The organism is Alteromonas sp. HB246098 (assembly GCF_054890645.1).
In genome coordinates this window covers 27,579-45,832 of record NZ_JBTZUG010000004.1, presented here as the reverse complement: position 1 = coordinate 45,832, position 18,254 = coordinate 27,579, and the positions used below count along the sequence as shown (strand labels likewise).

The following is an 18,254-nucleotide window of genomic DNA, read 5'->3' as shown; positions in this document are numbered from 1 at the left end:
CTTATTGTGTTTAACTAGCTTTTGCCTGTTTAGGCGATGTTTTGTCCCTACGGCGCAGTATTTCACCGGCCAATGCTAGGTAGGCTTTAGCACCTGTCGATGACTTATCATAGTACATCGCTGGCGCACCAAAACTTGGCGCTTCAGCCAAGCGAACATTGCGCGGAATAACCGTACGATAAACCTGTTCGCCAAAATGGCGCTTCAACTGTTCTGAAACGTCGTTAGCTAGGCGATTGCGCGGGTCGTACATAGTACGCAATACGCCTTCAATCTTCAATTCAGGATTCACCACTGATGCCAATTTTTGAATGGTATCCATAAGGGCCGTAAGCCCTTCAAGTGCATAGTATTCGCACTGCATAGGCACCATTACCGAATCAGCTGCAGCTAAGGCGTTCACGGTTAACTGGTTGAGTGAAGGCGGGCAGTCGATAAAGACAAAGTCGTAATAGTCCATAACTGGCTTTAGCGCATTGCGAAGCCTTACTTCACGGGCAAACATTTCCATCAGCTTAATTTCTGCTGCGGTTACATCACCGTTCGCGGCGATGAGATCGTACTTACCGCTTGTCGCTTTAACGATAACGTCGTTAATGGGCTGTTCTTCAATCAACAATTCAAATGCCGTAGACTCGACGTCGTATTTATCAACGCCGCTTCCCATGGTGGCATTACCCTGTGGATCGAGATCAATCAGCAACACCTTGCGTTTGGTTGCTGCCATTGACGCTGCCACGTTAACTGCGGTGGTTGTCTTCCCAACACCACCTTTTTGATTCGCGATCGCGATTACCTTAGCCACGTTAGATCCTGTTTTCGTCTTTTTCTATTTTTTGGCTATTTCTTTTTAAGCCAAACCAGATGTCTTTCACCTACTAAATTTGGCACAGTGAGGTTTTCTGTCTTACTCACATGGAAGTGATCGCTCACTTCTTCTATCTCATCTTTTGGAAACTGACCTTTAAGCGCCAAAAATTGCCCTTCAGAATCTACCAGATGCTGACACCAGTGCAACATATCTTTTAGCGAAGCGAAAGCTCGACTTAGCACAATATCATAAGGCGTGTCGCCATTGTGCACTTCTACGCGGCTTTGTACTGGAGTTACGTTAGTTAACCCAAGTGTATGCACACATTGCGTCATAAATCGTACGCGTTTACCCAATGAATCGAGCAGCGTAAAAGATTTATCTGGAAAAGCGATAGCTAAAGGCATACCCGGAAGGCCAGGGCCTGTACCAACATCAATGATATTGTCACCCTCAAGAAAAGGGACAATCGCTAACGAGTCCAGAATATGTTTTACCATCATTTGCTTTGGATCCCGAACGGATGTGAGGTTATACGCCTTGTTCCATTTATCCATAAGCAGCACATAGTCGACTAACTGTTGATGTTGCTTGTCACTCAAATCAAGTGAAAGAGCATCAAGTCCAGAAACCAAAATGGTGTGCAATTCTTGCTGTATCGTCATTGAAAAATCTGTCTGTTCGCGTTGGAGTCTTTGTCTTAACTTAGTCTTTAACATAAACATTAGCGGCGAACCGCAATTTGTTTTATGCATTTGTCACACTTTTATCATCGCTGATCAATGCGACTTATTCACGTACAAATTAAATGTACTTTGAGTAAAAGCCGCACGACGCTAATAAAGGGGAACAATAGAACTGTATGAAAGCGCCTAGTTTTTCTAGTTTCCGCATAATTGAGGCAATTATAACGAGCATAATACGCGAATAAATAGGAAAAACTAAGCGCTGCGAGTAGCTTGATGAATCAAGCGCGTGTTTTACGCACTAATTTTTTCTTGCTTGCGCAACATGCCGTGTTTTTTAAGGTAAACCAACAGCAAAGAAATGGCCGCAGGCGTGATACCAGAAATACGCGAGGCCTTACCGATTGTTTCTGGTCTAGCTTCCGTTAGTTTGGCAACCACCTCATTCGATAAGCCAGAGATCTTGCTGAAATCCATATCAACCGGAAGCAGTGTATTTTCGTGTCGCTGCGTTTTGGCGATTTCATCCATTTGACGGGCGATATAACCCGCATACTTAATTTGAATTTCAACTTGCTCTGCCGCTATCGGATCATCAAGACCAGGACCTATGCTCTCAATTTCCATTAACTGACTATAAGTCATTTCAGGTCGGCGTATCAGTTCTTCAAGAGAATGCTCGCGGCTCACCGGATTTTTCAACATAGGATTGAGTTCAGGTGTAGCTGCGTGATCAGGGTGGATCCACTGTCCGCGTAGACGCTGTAGCTCGCCTTCAACCGCTTCCATCTTCTCGTTGTACTTCGCCCAGCGGGCATCATCAACAAGACCAACCTCGCGGCCCATCGACGTTAGACGACTATCAGCATTATCTTCACGAAGCAGTAGTCTGTATTCAGCGCGACTTGTAAACATGCGGTAGGGCTCTTTCGTCCCCATAGTGGCTAAGTCGTCGATAAGTACGCCCATGTATGCTTGGTCTCGGCGTAAAATCAGTGGATCTTTCTCTTGAACTTGCAGTGCCGCGTTTGCACCCGCTACAAGGCCTTGCGCACCCGCTTCTTCATAGCCAGTGGTACCGTTAATCTGACCTGCAAAGAACAAACCTTGGATGAATTTAGTTTCCAATGTTTGCTTTAAATCACGAGGATCAAAGAAATCGTACTCAATCGCATAACCTGGGCGAACAATATGCGCATTTTCAAAACCTTTGATCGAACGGACAAGATTCATTTGAACGTCAAAAGGCAAGCTGGTTGAAATACCGTTTGGATAAACCTCAATACTGTTTAAGCCCTCTGGCTCAACAAAAATTTGATGCGATGTCTTGTCAGCAAAGCGTGTGATCTTATCTTCAATGCTTGGGCAGTAACGCGGACCGATACCCTCGATTACGCCAGTGAACATTGGTGAGCGATCTAATCCACCGCGAATAATATCGTGAGTTTTTTCATTGGTATGTGTGATGTAACACGGGATCTGGGTAGGGTGCATACTTCTATCACCCATAAACGAGAATACCGGCGTTGGATTGTCACCAGGCTGAGGTTGCATCACAGAAAAGTCTAATGAGCGTGCATCAAGTCTCGCTGGCGTCCCCGTTTTTAAACGCTCAACGCGAAACGGAAGTGCACGAAGTCTTTCTGCAAGAGCAATAGACGGTGGATCGCCCGCACGACCGCCGCGATAGTTCTCAAGACCAATGTGAATGGTGCCGCCAAGGAAGGTGCCTACTGTGAGCACAACTGACTTAGCTTTAAATTTCAGTCCCATTTGCGTAACCACACCGCAAACCTGATCGTTTTCAACAATAAGATCGTCGACGCTTTGTTGGAATAACGTCAGGTTTTCTTGGTTTTCAACAATGTCACGAATAGCATTTTTATACAGTGTGCGATCAGCTTGCGCACGAGTAGCGCGTACTGCTGGGCCCTTTGAAGAGTTCAATGTTCTAAATTGAATTCCACCTTTGTCGATAGCCAGTGCCATAGCGCCGCCTAACGCATCGATCTCTTTTACAAGATGGCCTTTACCGATCCCGCCGATTGCTGGGTTACAGGACATCTGACCGATCGTTTCGATATTGTGAGTTAGCAAAAGCGTATTTGCTCCCATGCGAGCAGCTGCAAGTGCCGCCTCTGTACCTGCATGTCCACCACCTACAACGATGACATCAAATGCTTCAGCATAAAACATGGTTAAACCTCACTATTAACTTACGATAAGCCGATTGAAAACTAATTTTTCTCAAGTAAAGACTGTCGAAAAAAGGGCGCGTATTTTATCTGACTTATTGGATAAAGAAAATGATTAAATTTTCCTCAAAACCTGTTTTTGAAAAGGTGTGATCGGATTATAAGATCTTAAGATCTCTTTTAGATCTGTTTATTTTTATTTTTATTAGGATCATGAAGATCTGTGGGTAACCGATCAAAGCACATAAAGATCATCAAGTTACGCGATCAATAACATTGGGAAACCCCGATCCATAACCCTACTTCAAACTTGTGTATAAATAGCCTTTTTATCCACACCCTGATTTGTTTTAAAAGTTATACTTTTTTGGATCAAAGCTTATACACAGTGGTTTGTAGGATCCTATCCACAGGGGTGATCAAGATGTGATCCAACTGGGGATAAAATGTTTGCTATTTATGTATTGTGATCTAAAGATCGTGTAACTGCGCGTGTTATAGCGTGATCTTATTGTGGAGGAGATCTTTTCCAAAAGCTGTGATTAGATCGCCAGATCTCGTTAATGTGTCTTTTAAAAAAAGTGCGCAATTTTATAAACAACGAAATTATTTTCTTCAAAATTAGCTATTTCTCTCAATAAAAATATCTGCACTGCCCAAAATACAGTCACATTTTAAAGCAGAATATGAAGCAGTAAGATGATTCAATGGTATAAATTAACGGGATCGATGTGTGTATTTACGTTTTGGAACAGCATTATGTGATTGAACGACTGGACAACAGATTGATTGATCCAATCTCAATTAATACAAATCCGCATAGATAATTACCCACTCAGAAGGCGCTGGCGAGTTTCCTAACGAAGCGTGGGAATGCGGATTCGTATAACACAAACTGTAAAGAGAAGAAGCGTTTCTAAAGGATAAAACGAAGAATGAGCAATAAACTGAAAAGGCGTAAACCAGGTGCTGTTAGCGCACCTGGTTAGGTTGATAGCGTGGCTGTGCTACAGAACCTTGCATATCCTCTTGTTCGATAGTTAGGCCTTCACGGCGGCTTGGGCCTTGGAATCGAACCTTGTAAGTGTCGTACTCTTTAATCGATTCGAAACAATAACGACCAAGGGCATTTTCTAGTTCGGCTAAGTTGTGATTAGTGATTAAGATACAGTTTTTCTTGTTCACTAAGCGCTGTCTGAGTAAGTTCCCAAACCAACTCTGTGCGTTTTTCTTAAGTGCTGATTCGTTGACACAGACCTCATCTAAAATAAGCAAATCTACGTCTAAAAGCTCTTGATTAATCTCTCTGAAACGCTGACTAGCATTATCGGTAGCAGAGAAATCAAAAGAAAAATTGCGCATTTCGAGCAGAGTCGAAAGCTGACGGTATAGCACAGAGATCTCATATTGCTCGATAAGTTGATGGGCAATAGCACCTGCAATATGAGATTTACCGCGACCATAATCGCCGTAGAAAATCATCATATGAGAACCACTTTGGCGCCAGGCTGGATCATCATGAGCAGCGATAAACGACTGTGCAATAGAAACCGCTTCTATGACATCGTCACTGTCTTCCACCAAGTTGGCAAACGTCCACTTCGGATTTAAGTCAGAACGGCCATGAATAGCTTCTACACGCGCTTTCTTACTGCGCTGCTGTAGTTGTGACACTTCCTCGTTAGCTTTCGCTTCATACTGCTTGCGCAGCGTTTTGTAGTCGATGTACTCACCATTGGGATCGACATCTTTTTTTAGCGCTTTGGCAAGATTAGCAATTTTGTCAGTTATACGATCCATAATGAATTAACTCTTCTTTGTTGCGGCATACTTTTCAACCAGCTTTCTTGCATTATCATCTGCTTCTATGCCGGCTGCAACTTTCACTTGCTGCGTTCCTACCACTTTTGTTGGAGCATAGCCTGAAGCCAAGCGCTTTCTCTTGATATTGTTAGCGAATTTTTGCGTCCATTGAAATTCACTAAACACAGAACTCGGTCTTCCCAACCAGTAGGCGATGAATTCACCCACCTCATTATCATCGAATGTTTTGTCGATAATACCAAGTAGGGAGGCCATTTCTTCAAACAGCGCTTTATTAGGCGTCCAATGTGGGCTCATGGCACTATGACGAGCATGAAGCTGTTCAAAGTCTGACTGCGGCTCGCTTAAAAGCGGAAGAAGAAGGGTTTTCCCATTAATTGTGTGTTCAAGGTCAAGCTCAAGGGGCAGGGCTACCAAACCCACTTGTTCTAGCTGTCTTACTAAACTGTTGACCTGGCGCCCACGCTGATATGGTTCTTCTTTGTCGTCGCCGTTTAGTAAATTTAATAGCTGCTTGTAATCAATAGGCGCGGACGATGTGGTCGCTGAATTCGCATTTGGGCGAAGGCCCAGTAAATAAAGGACCCTACAGTCGTTAGAAAGAGGGGACTGTAGTACAGCGAGTTCAGCTTGGGTAAGATTGCTGTTCATAGTGCAATGTCCACATTAATGGTGTTGTTAAGCATTTGTCAGCTTTTCTTCAAACCATTCTACTGCAGCATCTTCAGGAATAGGATGTTCAAGCACATCTATGTAAAGGGCATCAGTGATTAATGCACCACCAGCGTTTTTTATGTGCTTCTCCATTTCTTTCGCACCGAAACAAAAGGTGTCGTAGCTGGTGTCGCCCAGACCAATAACGTAGGCGTTAACTGAGCTTAGATCAGTATTTTCTAGCTGTTTTGCAAACGGTTGGATATTGTCAGGTAATTCACCTGCACCATGGGTAGACGTACATACGATCCACGTTGAGTCTGTATTGATCTCTTCTAAACTCGGTTCAGCATGAATAGTGTAGGTGTGCCCGCTTGCATCAAGTTTTTCTGCAATGGCATCTGCTACGTACTCTGCGGCACCTAACATGGTGCCAACAATTATTTCAAAGTGCTTGCTCATTAATGGGTTACTTCTCTATTTACAATTGTCGTCTTAACGCAAGTTAGTCTTATTTGTTAGGTTATTTACCATCTTACTTAACACTTTATTGGTTACGCTACTTGCCGATACAAAATGAGGAAAAAATCTTGCCAAGCAAATCGTCGGATGTGAACTCACCGGTTATCTCACATAGCGCCTGATGAGCCAAACGCAACTCTTCAGCCAATAATTCACCGGCCATGGCGTCATGTAGCTGCTGTTCACCTGTGCTTACATAGCTGTAGGCTTGATCAAGTGCATCTATGTGTCGTCTTCGCGCTATAAACTGACCTTCGGTGGTCGTATCAAAACCCATAGTTTTCGCTAAATGTGCTTTTAGCGTATCGACACCGCTACCTTCTTTGGCAGATAAGTTGATCACTGAGATATCGCCTTGTTCGGTAGCAACCGTGCTTTGTCCGATATCTAAGGTACTTAGGTCCGCTTTATTGCGCACCACTGTAACCGGGATCCCTTGTGGCAAGCGCGCCATAAATTCTGGCCAAATTTCATAAGGGTCGATAATTGACGTTGCGGTAGAATCCACAACAAACAACACATGGTCACCTTCGTTAATAGCTTGCCACGCACGCTCAATGCCTATTTGCTCTACTTTATCTGGGCTTTCACGAAGACCAGCAGTATCGATAATATGCACCGGCATACCATCAATGTGAATGTGCTCTTTGAGTACATCGCGTGTAGTACCGGCAATATCAGTAACAATAGCGCTATCCCGTCCTGCTAAGGCATTTAGCAAACTCGACTTACCCGCATTAGGGCGCCCCGCAATCACCACCTGCATACCCTCACGCAGCAAGGTTCCTTGCTTGGCTTGCTCGCGCACTTTAGTAAGACTCTGCATGATGGCGCTTAAATCACCCGATACTTTTCCATCAGACAAAAAGTCGATTTCTTCTTCAGGAAAGTCAATGGCGGCCTCTACGTACATACGAAGATGTACAATTTGGTCAGACAACGTTTGGATTTGTGTGGAAAACTCACCCTGCAGTGAACGCAACGCACTTTTGGCTGCCTGTTTCGAGCTTGCATCAATTAAGTCGGCAATTGCTTCTGCCTGTGCAAGGTCTAATTTATCATTCAAAAAGGCCTGTTCACTGAATTCACCCGGGTTGGCCAAGCGAGCATGACCTGTAGCAAGTACAGCATCAATCAGCATATCCATCACTACCTGACCGCCATGGCCCTGTAATTCAAGTACATCTTCACCGGTAAACGAATTTGGGCCTTTAAAAAACAGGGCTATGCCTTGATCTATTACGCTGTTATTGGCGTCAACAAACGGTGTATAGGTTGCAAGACGTGGTGTCAACGCACTAGGAACTAATGCATCAGCTATAGCTTTAGCTTTCGGGCCAGATACGCGCACTATACCCACGCCGCCACGACCCGGGGCCGTTGCTTGTGCGGTAATGGTGTCGGTAGAAAGGGTGAGTGATTCCATAAATTAGTCGCGGAAATTCTTAAATTGAAAAGGTTGACCTAAATTCGATTCTTTTACGAGTGCAATCACTTGCTGTAAATCATCGCGCTTTTTACCAGTTACGCGAAGCTCTTCACCTTGAATGGCGGTTTGCACTTTAATTTTGGCGTCTTTAACCAGCTTTACAATTTTCTTTGCTGTTGGTTGTTCAATACCTTCTTTAAACGCAATGGTTTGGCGATAAGTTTTGCCATGTGCGTCATAAGGCTTCACATCCATCGAAGAGGTGTCTACATTGCGCTTAGACATCGCCGTTCTAAACATACTTTCCATTTGCTGAAGTTGGAATTCAGCTTCGGCTTTCATAACCACGGTTTTATCTTTGTACTCAAAGCTCGCGTCAATGCCGCGAAAATCAAAACGCGTTGATAGCTCTCGGCTTGCGTTCTCGGTGGCGTTACGAACTTCTTCCATATTGATTTCTGAAACAATATCAAATGATGGCACAGGTTAATCCTCTATCTTTTAAGACAAAACAGCCCGCATAGGCGGGCTGTATAATTTATTGATCAGCGTGTTATTTATTGCTGATGCCCCGCTTCTCCATGGAAGCATAAATCATTTTGGCTTGAACCAAGGTAATCACATTACTTACTAGCCAGTATAGTACCAGACCCGCAGGGAACCACAGGAAGAAAACACTCATTGCTACCGGCATCCACTGCATGATTTTTTGCTGCATTGGATCGGTAATGGTGGTCGGCTGAAGCTTTTGCAACAGGTACATACTTGCGCCTGTTAGAATAGGCAGTACAAAGTATGGGTCCTTTGTAGAAAGGTCAGTAATCCAAAGCACAAAGTCTGCGTGGCGTAGTTCAACACTTTCCATCAGTACCCAGTAAAGGGCTAGGAAGATAGGCATTTGCAGAAGAAGGGGTAAACAGCCGCCCATCGGGTTTACTTTTTCTTTGCGGTATAGCTCCATCATGGCTTGTGACATTTTCTGTCTGTCATCGCCAAAGCGGTCTTTTAGCTGCTGCATCTTAGGCGCTAGGTTGCGCATGCGCGCCATTGATTCATATTGCTTCTTGGTTAGCCAGTACATTGCACCTTTCACTACAATAGTGATAAGGATAATTGCCACACCCCAGTTATTAACTAAGCTATGTAGGAACGTAAGCAGGGCAAACAGCGGTTGTGAAATCCAGAAAAGAATGCCGTAATCAACAGTCAGGTCTAAACCGCGAGCAATCTTGGCAAGCTTATCTTGGTCTTTCGGGCCCATGTATAGGGTAGACGCAATCGTTTTAGTTTCACCAGGAGCAACGCTTTCAGAAGGTGATAACACACCAATTACAGCGTACTGATTTTTTAAGTTACGTGAATAAAGCGTATTCGTTTGTTCTTGTGAAGGTACCCATGCTGACACAAAGTAATGTTCAAGCATGCCAACCCAACCCGCTTTTGTGGTTTCGCGAAGGTTGTCATCTTCAATCTCGTCAAACGAGTACTTCTGGTAGCGATCGTCTTCTGTTGAATAAGCAGCACCACGGTACGTTGGCATAAACATGTTACCGTCGTCTTCAAACTCCATCACTTGCTTAAGCTGTGCGTACGGCTGAACCGTTGCTGCGCTGTCGGTACCATTTTCAACACTATAACTTACGTTTACGTCGTAGTGACCTTTAGTGAAAGTGAAGGTTTTGGTGATAGCCAAGCCCTGATTATTTTTCCACGTAAGAGGAATAACAAGGGTGTCGCCCGTCATTTCATAGAATTCATTTTGCGCGTTGTAAACAGGGCGGCCACTGCTGCTTGCATCTGGACCCTGTGCGCCAATAAGACCGCTTTGCGCTACATAAAGACCGTTCCCAGAGCGAAGCAGGCTGTAAGGAATGTCTGAACCTTGCTCTACTGGAAACTTAAGTAAGTCTGCTGATACTACATCACCGCCTAACAAATCGATGCGTAAATCTAGCGTATCGGTTTTTACTTCAATAATACGGTTTGTGTTTTGCGCCGCAGCAATAGGCTGTGCAGCGGGTACGCTATCACTGCTAGGTACATCTTCACTACCTTTGTCATCAAATGAAGGTACACCTTGTGATGTTTCTTGCGTTTGTTGTTGCTCAACAGGCACAACTGGCTGCGGCCCATAATCTTTTTGCCATGATTGCCAAAGCAAAAAGCTAACTAGCGCTAGGCCAATTATCAGAAAACTACGTTGCGATTCCATAGAGGTCTCTTTATTTTGAGTGTTTATCTTGTTGTTTTTCCGGCACTGGATCATATCCGCCGGCATGCAAAGGGTGGCATTTTAATATGCGTTTAATAGATAACCAACCGCCTTTTACTAATCCGTGTGTTTTTAATGCGTCTATAGCATACCAAGAACAAGAAGGATGGAAACGACATCGTTGCCCTAATATAGGGGAAATGAACCATTGATAAAATTTTATCAAGGCCAAAGGCACAGCAATTAAGAGTTGCCGCAACGCTTGTTTAATTTTTTCCATAGCTTGTCCAATGTAGCGAAAACTTCTTGGTTGCTAAGGTTGTCAGCGCCTGACTTGCCAATAACGATAATATCGACATTGGGTAAGTTGTGCTGCCTATGCCGAAAACTTTCTCTGACTAATCGCTTTAACCGATTTCTATCGTGAGCTTTACGAATACGTTTTTTAGCAAGCGTAATACCCAAACGAGGATTAGAGAGTGTATTTTTTCGAGCTAGAACAGTAAAAGAGGGGGATACAGCAGGGATTGCGTCATCAAACACATAGGTAAAGTGGGTGGGAGTTAACAGACGCAACTCCCTTGAAAAATTATTCTCACCCACTTTTGGCGTCTTTCTAATTAAGCAGAAAGACGAGCGCGGCCTTTTGCACGGCGAGCTGCTAGTACTTTACGACCATTTTTAGTCGCCATACGAGCACGAAAACCGTGAGAACGCTTGCGCTTTAGATTGCTCGGTTGAAATGTTCTTTTCATGACCAAAGTCTCACTTATATTTAGTTAAACATAGGCGTTTTTGGTAACACATTATACTGTTGCCAGAACAATGTGGTGTTTTCACCAGAAAAGCCCATCGAAAAAGGACGCTGAATTCTAGAGATCTCGGGGCCTGCTGTCAATGGATATTCTCGCTTTTCGGACGAATAAGTGAACAATTTATGCTGTTTTTTGAACGATAACACTGTTTTTTACACAATTTACTTGTGAATAACGCATAAATTTGACTCAGGTTATCCACAGCAGATTGTGAAAAACATGACGTTAGATATAAATTGCAAGGCGATCTAGCGGTTTTCTTAGTGAAATTTAGATTGATTTTTTCTTGTTATAGTTAGATTTGATCTAAAGGTTAATATTAATCAATTCAAGGGTTTAAGTTTTTGATCGAAAAGATCGATCGGGATCGCCATTTACATTGTGTTGATAACGTAAGATAATCCACAGCGATTAAAACGAAAACTTAAATTTCTCGCTGCTACTCTACACCTCCAACGCTATTTTCTTCTAATGGCGCGCTTCAGTGCCTGCTATTCTATGCTTGGCTTTCAAAAGGGTGGTTTTTTAGCGAGTTAAGGGAGCTAACAACGTACCATGTCCTTGTGGAACCAATGTCTTGAAAGACTGCGTCAAGAACTACCTACGCAGCAATTTAGTATGTGGATACGACCGCTTGTTTGTGAAGAGCAGGGCGGTGTTGTAGCACTATATGCTCCCAATCGTTTTGTGCTTGATTGGGTAAGAGACAAGTACCTAAATAATATCACTGCTCTGCTAAGGGAATTTGCTGGAGCCGATGCACCCCAATTGCGTTTAGAGGTAATGAGTCGCAATAGTGTAAATCGCTCTCAGCCGACAGCGGGTAATGCCGCTGGTTCAGTACATAGTACAAATGGTGACAGCTACACCAATAATACTACTACTGTGAATTCACCAAATCAGGCGTCTAATTCGAATTACAGCGCGCTACAATTTACTAACCGCAACGACGAGAGCCAGGTTCAGCATTCATCGTATCAGCGTCAGCCTACCTTACCTCAAGAGAGTAATGCTGCGATGGGCTCTAACGGTGGTGATCACTTCGGTTATAAAGATCAGAATAAGGATCTTAGCGCTTATTCGCAGCAAGCTGATCAGAATAATACAGCTGCAAGAAATGTAGATCCTAATGGTCAAAACCATTACGGTAATCATGCGCCACGATCGTCAACGCCGCCAAAGGTGATCCCGATCCCTGAAGCGATGAAACATAAGAGTAATATTAATCCGACATATCAGTTCGATAATTTTGTCGAGGGTAAATCTAACCAACTAGCACGTGCGGCGGCGACTCAGGTTGCCAATAACCCCGGCGGTTCTTATAACCCATTGTTTATCTATGGTGGAACAGGTTTAGGTAAAACTCACTTATTGCATGCGGTAGGCAATGGTATTGTTGCAAATAATGGCGATGCCAAAATTGTTTATATGCATTCTGAGCGCTTTGTACAAGATATGGTTAAGGCGCTTCAAAATAATGCTATAGAAGATTTTAAACGTTTCTATCGAAGCGTCGATGCGTTACTTATCGATGATATTCAATTTTTTGCAAACAAAGAGCGTTCGCAGGAAGAGTTTTTCCATACGTTTAACGCGCTTTTAGAAGGTAACCAGCAAATTATCTTAACCTCTGATAGATATCCCAAAGAGATTGATGGGGTAGAGGATAGATTGAAGTCGCGCTTTGGATGGGGCTTAACTATTGCTATTGAGCCACCTGAGCTTGAAACTCGTGTTGCAATCTTGATGCGTAAAGCGGCTGAAAACCGCATACATTTACCTAATGAAGTAGCGTTCTTTATCGCTAAGCGTTTACGCTCGAATGTACGTGAGCTAGAGGGCGCATTGAACCGAGTTATTGCAAACGCGAACTTTACGGGCCGCCCTATTACCATTGATTTCGTACGTGAAGCCCTACGCGATTTATTAGCGCTTCAAGAAAAGTTGGTAACCGTTGATAATATTCAGAAAACTGTTGCCGATTATTATAAGATAAAAGTAGCTGATATTTTGTCTAAACGCCGTAGTCGTAGCGTAGCACGACCTCGCCAAGTAGCGATGGCGCTGGCTAAAGAGCTAACTAACCACAGTTTGCCTGAATTAGGTAATGCGTTTGGTGGGCGAGACCATACTACCGTTTTGCATGCGTGTAGAAAAATAGAGCAGCTAAGAGAAGAAAGTCATGATATAAAAGAGGACTATAAGAACCTCATTAGGACTTTGTCTTCCTAACAACACGACTTTAGAGGCGAGATAGCACTGCGATGAAATTTTCTATAAGCCGCGAACAATTTTTACAACCCCTACAATTAGTGTCAGGTGCTGTTGAGCGTCGACATACGTTGCCAATTCTTTCTAACGTTCTTATTAAAGTTAGTGAGGACGCACTTTGGCTTACCGGTACAGATTTAGAGGTCGAGCTAATTTCTAGTGTAAAGCTAGAGGGCGAATTTACCGAAGGTGAAATTACTGTTCCAGCTAAAAAGCTGTTTGATATTATCCGTGGTATTTCTGAAGGAACAGACATTCATTTTTCTTTAGACGGAAGTAAAGCGCTTATTCGCGCGGGGCGAGGTCGCTACACACTTTCTACGTTATCTGCTAACGACTATCCTAACCTTGAAGATTGGGAAGGTGAGGTCGAATTTGAATTAACGTGCAGTGACTTAAAACGTCTCATTGACGCAACCAGCTTTTCTATGGCGCAACAAGATGTGCGCTACTATCTAAACGGTATGTCTCTTGAAACGGAAGAGAATATTATTCGAACTGTTGCTACTGACGGTCACCGTTTAGCACTTTGCCGTTTAAACTATGAAACTGCGTTACCGTCTCGCCAAGTGATTATTCCTCGTAAAGGTGTATTAGAAATTTCACGTCTTATTAGCGAAGATGACAAGTCGCTAAAAGTACAAATTGGCGCTAATCATCTACGCATATTCTCAAACGATTTTATTTTCACTTCAAAATTAGTAGATGGTAGGTTCCCAGACTATCGCCGTGTCTTACCTCAGAATGGTGACAAGGAAATTATTGCAAGTAAAGCGGTCCTAAAAGACGCATTTTCGCGAGCAGCAATATTATCTAATGAAAAGTTCAGAGGTGTACGATTAAACCTTTCTTCTGGTGAACTTAAAATAACGGCAAATAACCCAGAGCAAGAAGAAGCAGAAGAAATCGTTGATGTTCAGTATCAGGGCGATGATTTAGAGATAGGCTTTAATGTTGCCTATCTCATTGATGTTTTAAATGCGTTAGGCTCTGATGGCGTAAAAGTAAGCCTGTCTGATTCAAATGCGAGTGCGCTCATTGAAGATGATGCTGATGATGCCGCGTTGTATGTAATTATGCCAATGCGACTATAGTTTTCTCTATAAAAGTATTCGCCCCTTTTCTTATAACGACTTTGTTTTGTTATTTACATATCCAATCCAAGAAGCGATAAGTTTAGTTATTTATCGCTTCTTTTTTATCTTTAGTGTGGCCTCATGAAACTGGACCGCGTCCAGATTACTCAGTTTCGTAATCTTACCTCCGTAACGCTTTCTCCTTCACCCTCCTTAACAATAATTAAAGGTGCGAATGGCAGTGGAAAATCATCACTAATAGAAGCGCTTTACTATCTAGGTTTTGGTCGTTCTTTTAGAACAAATAAACACAATTCAGTTATTCAGAATGGACAAGACAGCTTTAGCGTTTTTGCTTCCTGTAAAACTGAAGCCGAAGAAAAATTGAAGCTCGGTTTTCAAAGAAGTCGAAACGATACATTTACCTGTAGTATTGATGGCGCGCACTCAAATAAATTGTCTGACTTAGTCAGCCTAGTTCCTATTCAACTTTTTACGCCCCAAAGCACAGACCTCATAATAGGCTCGCCATCTGAACGTCGACGTTTTTGTGATTGGGGATTGTTTCACGTGGAACATCAATTTCAGTCACTTGCTAACCAGTACGGTAAGTTTTTAAAACATAGAAACGCACTATTGAAACAGCAAGCAAACTTGTCTGCACCACAAAACCAATATTGGGAAACACAGTTTGCCGAGCTTGGTGAGACTTTAACTTTAACACGTCAGGGATACGTCGATAGGCTTACACCTATTTTTAAACAGTATGCAGAAGAATTTCTTCCAAACTTTGACGTGGAATTAAGTTACTATAAAGGGTGGGAAAAAGATGTCGCTTTATCAGAAAGCTTAGTTAAAAAGCGTGAGTATGATGGTAAAATAGGACATACCTCTTCTGGGCCTCACAAAGCTGATTTAAAGCTTAAAGTGAACGGGGTAAATGCTCAGGAGCTTTTATCGAGAGGTCAGCTTAGAATGGCTGTGGCTGCACTACAAATGTCACAGACAAAGCTATTCAACTCGGCAACGAAGCGAAAAAGTATATTCCTACTTGATGATGTAGGTGCTGAGTTAGACGCAGATAAAAGAGAACAATTTATTGATGGGTTGCTCGAAATGGATACGCAGGTTTTCGTTACTGCAATTGAGTCCACGCAACTCGCATTTATACAAAAATACAACGAAAAGAAAATGTTTCACGTGGAACATGGAAGCGTGAAAGAGGAGTAAAAGCTAGTATGTCAGAAGAGAACAACTACGACTCGTCCAGTATTAAAGTACTTAAAGGATTAGATGCAGTAAGAAAGCGTCCTGGTATGTATATCGGTGATACTGATGATGGTACCGGACTACACCACATGGTATTTGAGGTGGTCGATAACTCTATCGATGAAGCACTGGCGGGACACTGTTCTGAAATAACTGTGCAAATCCATAGTGATGGATCAGTTTCTGTGTCTGACGACGGACGTGGTATCCCTACAGAATTACACCCCGAAGAGGGCGTGTCTGCAGCCGAAGTGATAATGACGGTACTTCACGCGGGCGGTAAATTTGATGACAACTCATATAAAGTTTCTGGTGGTCTTCACGGCGTGGGTGTATCGGTAGTAAACGCACTTTCTAGTCGCCTAAAGCTGCGCATTCGTCGCGCAGGTAAAGCCCATGAGCAAGAATACCAACATGGTGTTCCACAGGCGCCACTCGCAGTTACTGGCGACACAGACAAAACGGGAACGATGATTCGTTTCTGGCCAAGTTCGGATACGTTCACAGATACACTGTACCATTACGATATTCTTGCTAAGCGCCTTCGCGAACTTTCATTCCTAAACTCTGGTGTGTCAATTCGTTTGAAAGACGAACGTGACGGTAAAGAAGACCACTTCATGTACGAAGGTGGTATTCAAGCCTTTGTTGAATATTTGAATGAAAAGAAAACGCCTGTACATCAAAAAGTGTTTCACTTCGCAAGCGAGCAGGAAGATGGCATTGCTGTAGAAGTTGCAATGCAGTGGAACGATAGCTTCCAAGAGAACGTTTTCTGTTTTACTAACAACATTCCACAGCGAGATGGCGGTACTCACTTAGCAGGCTTCCGTGGAGCGTTGACGCGTACGCTGAACAACTATATGGAAAAGGAAGGCCTGAATAAAAAGGCGAAAACCAATGCCAGTGGTGATGATGCTCGTGAAGGTCTTACAGCTGTAATTTCAGTAAAAGTACCTGACCCGAAATTTAGCTCACAGACAAAAGATAAGCTTGTATCTTCTGAAGTTCGTCCTGCAGTTGAATCTGCGATGAATGAAAAACTCGCCGATTTCTTACTAGAAAACCCAGCTGAAAGTAAGATTATTGCTAGTAAGATTATTGACGCTGCGCGAGCGCGTGAAGCTGCTCGTAAAGCTCGTGAAATGACACGCCGTAAGGGCGCGCTAGATTTAGCTGGTCTGCCAGGTAAGCTTGCTGATTGTCAGGAAAAAGATCCTGCACTAAGCGAACTATACATAGTGGAGGGTGACTCAGCGGGCGGTTCAGCTAAGCAAGGTCGTAATCGTAAGAACCAAGCTATTTTGCCGCTTAAAGGTAAAATCCTTAACGTAGAGAAAGCACGTTTCGACAAGATGCTTTCTTCACAAGAAGTTGCAACGCTTATCACGGCATTAGGCTGTGGTATTGGTCGTGACGAATATGACCCAGAAAAGCTGCGCTATCACAGCATCATTATCATGACCGATGCTGATGTGGACGGCTCTCACATTCGTACGCTTCTTTTAACTTTCTTCTATCGTCAAATGCCTGAAATCATCGAGCGTGGTTATGTCTATATTGCGCAGCCGCCGCTTTATAAAGTGAAAAAAGGTAAGCAAGAGCAGTATCTAAAAGACGATGACGCTTTGACTAATTACCTTACAGGTATCGCTATTGATGGTGCATCATTGCACACTAGTGATGACGACCCAGGCATCAGTGGTGTAGGGCTAGAAAACCTAGTTAAGCAATATCAGTCAGTAGAGAAAATGATTGCGCGTATGAAGCGCAAAATGCCTTCAGCTATTCTTTACCGCATGCTGTACACACCTACGCTAAATCTAGAAGACTTAAAAGACGAAGCGGCTCTAGAGCACGTAGCAAAACACTTCGTTGAACAGTTAACAGAGCGTGAAAATGATGGTGCTACATACCGTTATGAAATTCGTACTGATGCTGAGCTTAGCGAGTACTACATCACGATCATCATGCGTATGCACGGTATCGATTATGAGTACATTATCGACCATGAATTCATTGAGTCGTCTGAGTACCAGCGTCTAAAAGAACTTAACTTAGCTATCAATGATATGATGGGTGTAGACGCTTACATTAAGCGTGGTGAACGCAAACAGCCAGTAGAGTCTTTCAAAGACGCATTAGAGTGGTTAATGAATGAAGCGAAACGTGGTCAATACATCCAGCGCTATAAAGGGTTAGGCGAGATGAACCCGGAGCAGCTTTGGGAAACTACCATGGACCCTGAAAGCCGACGTATGCTTCAAGTTACCATTGAAGATGCTATTGGTTGTGACCAGTTGTTTACAACGCTAATGGGCGATCAGGTAGAGCCGCGTAGAGAATTTATCGAAGCGAATGCGCTGAAGGTAGAAAACCTAGACGTGTAGTAGATTAATCTATTAATGAAGCGACCACTTGGTCGCTTTTTTTATTTCTAGAGAACGAGAAAATGAGATATAAAAGACAGTAACGTTATAGTGTGTTCAC

General features: G+C 43.2%; 16 protein-coding genes. 4 read left to right on the top strand and 12 right to left on the bottom strand.

The features are described 5' to 3' along the window. Positions 1 to 10: 10 nt before the first annotated feature. From ACYTPF_RS10135 to rpmH, 12 genes are all read right to left on the bottom strand, one after another. Positions 11 to 805: a ParA family protein gene (locus ACYTPF_RS10135; protein WP_461852128.1), complete on the bottom strand. Its 795-nt coding sequence runs from the start codon at positions 803 to 805 to the stop codon at positions 11 to 13. A 35-nt stretch (positions 806 to 840) separates the two neighbouring features. Next, a complete protein-coding gene (gene rsmG / locus ACYTPF_RS10130; RefSeq protein ID WP_461852127.1) occupies positions 841 to 1,476 on the bottom strand; it encodes a 16S rRNA (guanine(527)-N(7))-methyltransferase RsmG in 636 nt (211 codons plus the stop codon). Between the two features lie 315 nt (positions 1,477 to 1,791). Continuing rightward, complete coding sequence (gene mnmG, locus ACYTPF_RS10125; RefSeq protein WP_179985101.1) at positions 1,792 to 3,693, bottom strand: tRNA uridine-5-carboxymethylaminomethyl(34) synthesis enzyme MnmG; 1,902 nt, start codon at positions 3,691 to 3,693, stop codon at positions 1,792 to 1,794. 971 nt (positions 3,694 to 4,664) lie between these two features. Then, positions 4,665 to 5,492: an ATP-binding protein gene (locus ACYTPF_RS10120; protein ID WP_071960318.1), complete on the bottom strand. Its 828-nt coding sequence runs from the start codon at positions 5,490 to 5,492 to the stop codon at positions 4,665 to 4,667. Between the two features lie 6 nt (positions 5,493 to 5,498). Beyond that, entirely contained in the window at positions 5,499 to 6,167 is a 669-nt protein-coding gene (locus tag ACYTPF_RS10115) for a DnaT-like ssDNA-binding domain-containing protein (RefSeq protein ID WP_461852126.1), read from the bottom strand. A gap of 27 nt (positions 6,168 to 6,194) precedes the next feature. Continuing rightward, entirely contained in the window at positions 6,195 to 6,632 is a 438-nt protein-coding gene (gene mioC / locus ACYTPF_RS10110) for an FMN-binding protein MioC (RefSeq protein WP_179985103.1), read from the bottom strand. A gap of 97 nt (positions 6,633 to 6,729) precedes the next feature. Further along, positions 6,730 to 8,118, bottom strand: a complete 1,389-nt coding sequence (gene mnmE / locus ACYTPF_RS10105) for a tRNA uridine-5-carboxymethylaminomethyl(34) synthesis GTPase MnmE (RefSeq protein ID WP_461852125.1) — start codon at positions 8,116 to 8,118, stop codon at positions 6,730 to 6,732. 3 nt (positions 8,119 to 8,121) lie between these two features. Then, a complete protein-coding gene (locus ACYTPF_RS10100) occupies positions 8,122 to 8,604 on the bottom strand; it encodes a YajQ family cyclic di-GMP-binding protein (protein WP_118491035.1) in 483 nt (160 codons plus the stop codon). A gap of 70 nt (positions 8,605 to 8,674) precedes the next feature. Then, the gene (yidC, locus tag ACYTPF_RS10095; protein WP_461852124.1) at positions 8,675 to 10,333 is read right to left on the bottom strand and encodes a membrane protein insertase YidC; all 1,659 of its coding nucleotides are present in this window, start codon (positions 10,331 to 10,333) and stop codon (positions 8,675 to 8,677) included. 10 nt (positions 10,334 to 10,343) lie between these two features. Further along, positions 10,344 to 10,592, bottom strand: a complete 249-nt coding sequence (yidD, locus tag ACYTPF_RS10090) for a membrane protein insertion efficiency factor YidD (RefSeq protein ID WP_205422076.1) — start codon at positions 10,590 to 10,592, stop codon at positions 10,344 to 10,346. Further along, positions 10,577 to 10,936: a ribonuclease P protein component gene (rnpA, locus tag ACYTPF_RS10085; protein WP_461852123.1), complete on the bottom strand. Its 360-nt coding sequence runs from the start codon at positions 10,934 to 10,936 to the stop codon at positions 10,577 to 10,579. Before rnpA ends, yidD begins: the two co-directional genes overlap by 16 nt. Before the next feature lie 17 nt (positions 10,937 to 10,953). Continuing rightward, positions 10,954 to 11,088 carry a 50S ribosomal protein L34 gene (gene rpmH, locus ACYTPF_RS10080; protein WP_014290886.1) on the bottom strand — a complete coding sequence of 45 codons (135 nt, stop codon included), beginning with the start codon at positions 11,086 to 11,088 and terminating at the stop codon, positions 10,954 to 10,956. A 615-nt stretch (positions 11,089 to 11,703) separates the two neighbouring features. On the opposite strand from rpmH, the gene dnaA reads away from it, so the two are divergent. The 4 genes from dnaA to gyrB all read left to right on the top strand — a co-directional run bounded on the left by dnaA (position 11,704) and on the right by gyrB (position 18,154). Further along, positions 11,704 to 13,380 carry a chromosomal replication initiator protein DnaA gene (dnaA, locus tag ACYTPF_RS10075; RefSeq protein WP_461852122.1) on the top strand — a complete coding sequence of 559 codons (1,677 nt, stop codon included), beginning with the start codon at positions 11,704 to 11,706 and terminating at the stop codon, positions 13,378 to 13,380. Positions 13,381 to 13,412: 32 nt separating this feature from the next. Further along, a complete protein-coding gene (gene dnaN / locus ACYTPF_RS10070) occupies positions 13,413 to 14,513 on the top strand; it encodes a DNA polymerase III subunit beta (protein WP_179981861.1) in 1,101 nt (366 codons plus the stop codon). A 123-nt stretch (positions 14,514 to 14,636) separates the two neighbouring features. Beyond that, entirely contained in the window at positions 14,637 to 15,725 is a 1,089-nt protein-coding gene (gene recF, locus ACYTPF_RS10065; protein WP_461852121.1) for a DNA replication/repair protein RecF, read from the top strand. An 8-nt stretch (positions 15,726 to 15,733) separates the two neighbouring features. Beyond that, positions 15,734 to 18,154 (top strand): DNA topoisomerase (ATP-hydrolyzing) subunit B, encoded by a 2,421-nt coding sequence (gene gyrB, locus ACYTPF_RS10060; protein WP_179981863.1) that lies wholly within the window; start codon positions 15,734 to 15,736, stop codon positions 18,152 to 18,154. Positions 18,155 to 18,254 lie beyond the last annotated feature (100 nt).

Excerpts from the sequence above, each read along its gene's own strand:
- mnmE (WP_461852125.1), bottom strand. The coding sequence starts at position 8,118 with ATGGAATCACTCACCCTTTCTACCGACACCATTACCGCACAAGCAACG.
- recF (WP_461852121.1), top strand. The coding sequence starts at position 14,637 with ATGAAACTGGACCGCGTCCAGATTACTCAGTTTCGTAATCTTACCTCC.
- rpmH (WP_014290886.1), bottom strand. The coding sequence starts at position 11,088 with ATGAAAAGAACATTTCAACCGAGCAATCTAAAGCGCAAGCGTTCTCAC.
- mioC (WP_179985103.1), bottom strand. The coding sequence starts at position 6,632 with ATGAGCAAGCACTTTGAAATAATTGTTGGCACCATGTTAGGTGCCGCA.
- dnaN (WP_179981861.1), top strand. The coding sequence starts at position 13,413 with ATGAAATTTTCTATAAGCCGCGAACAATTTTTACAACCCCTACAATTA.
- ACYTPF_RS10120 (WP_071960318.1), bottom strand. The coding sequence starts at position 5,492 with ATGGATCGTATAACTGACAAAATTGCTAATCTTGCCAAAGCGCTAAAA.
- gyrB (WP_179981863.1), top strand. The coding sequence starts at position 15,734 with ATGTCAGAAGAGAACAACTACGACTCGTCCAGTATTAAAGTACTTAAA.
- rsmG (WP_461852127.1), bottom strand. The coding sequence starts at position 1,476 with ATGACGATACAGCAAGAATTGCACACCATTTTGGTTTCTGGACTTGAT.
- yidC (WP_461852124.1), bottom strand. The coding sequence starts at position 10,333 with ATGGAATCGCAACGTAGTTTTCTGATAATTGGCCTAGCGCTAGTTAGC.
- dnaA (WP_461852122.1), top strand. The coding sequence starts at position 11,704 with ATGTCCTTGTGGAACCAATGTCTTGAAAGACTGCGTCAAGAACTACCT.
- mnmG (WP_179985101.1), bottom strand. The coding sequence starts at position 3,693 with ATGTTTTATGCTGAAGCATTTGATGTCATCGTTGTAGGTGGTGGACAT.
- ACYTPF_RS10115 (WP_461852126.1), bottom strand. The coding sequence starts at position 6,167 with ATGAACAGCAATCTTACCCAAGCTGAACTCGCTGTACTACAGTCCCCT.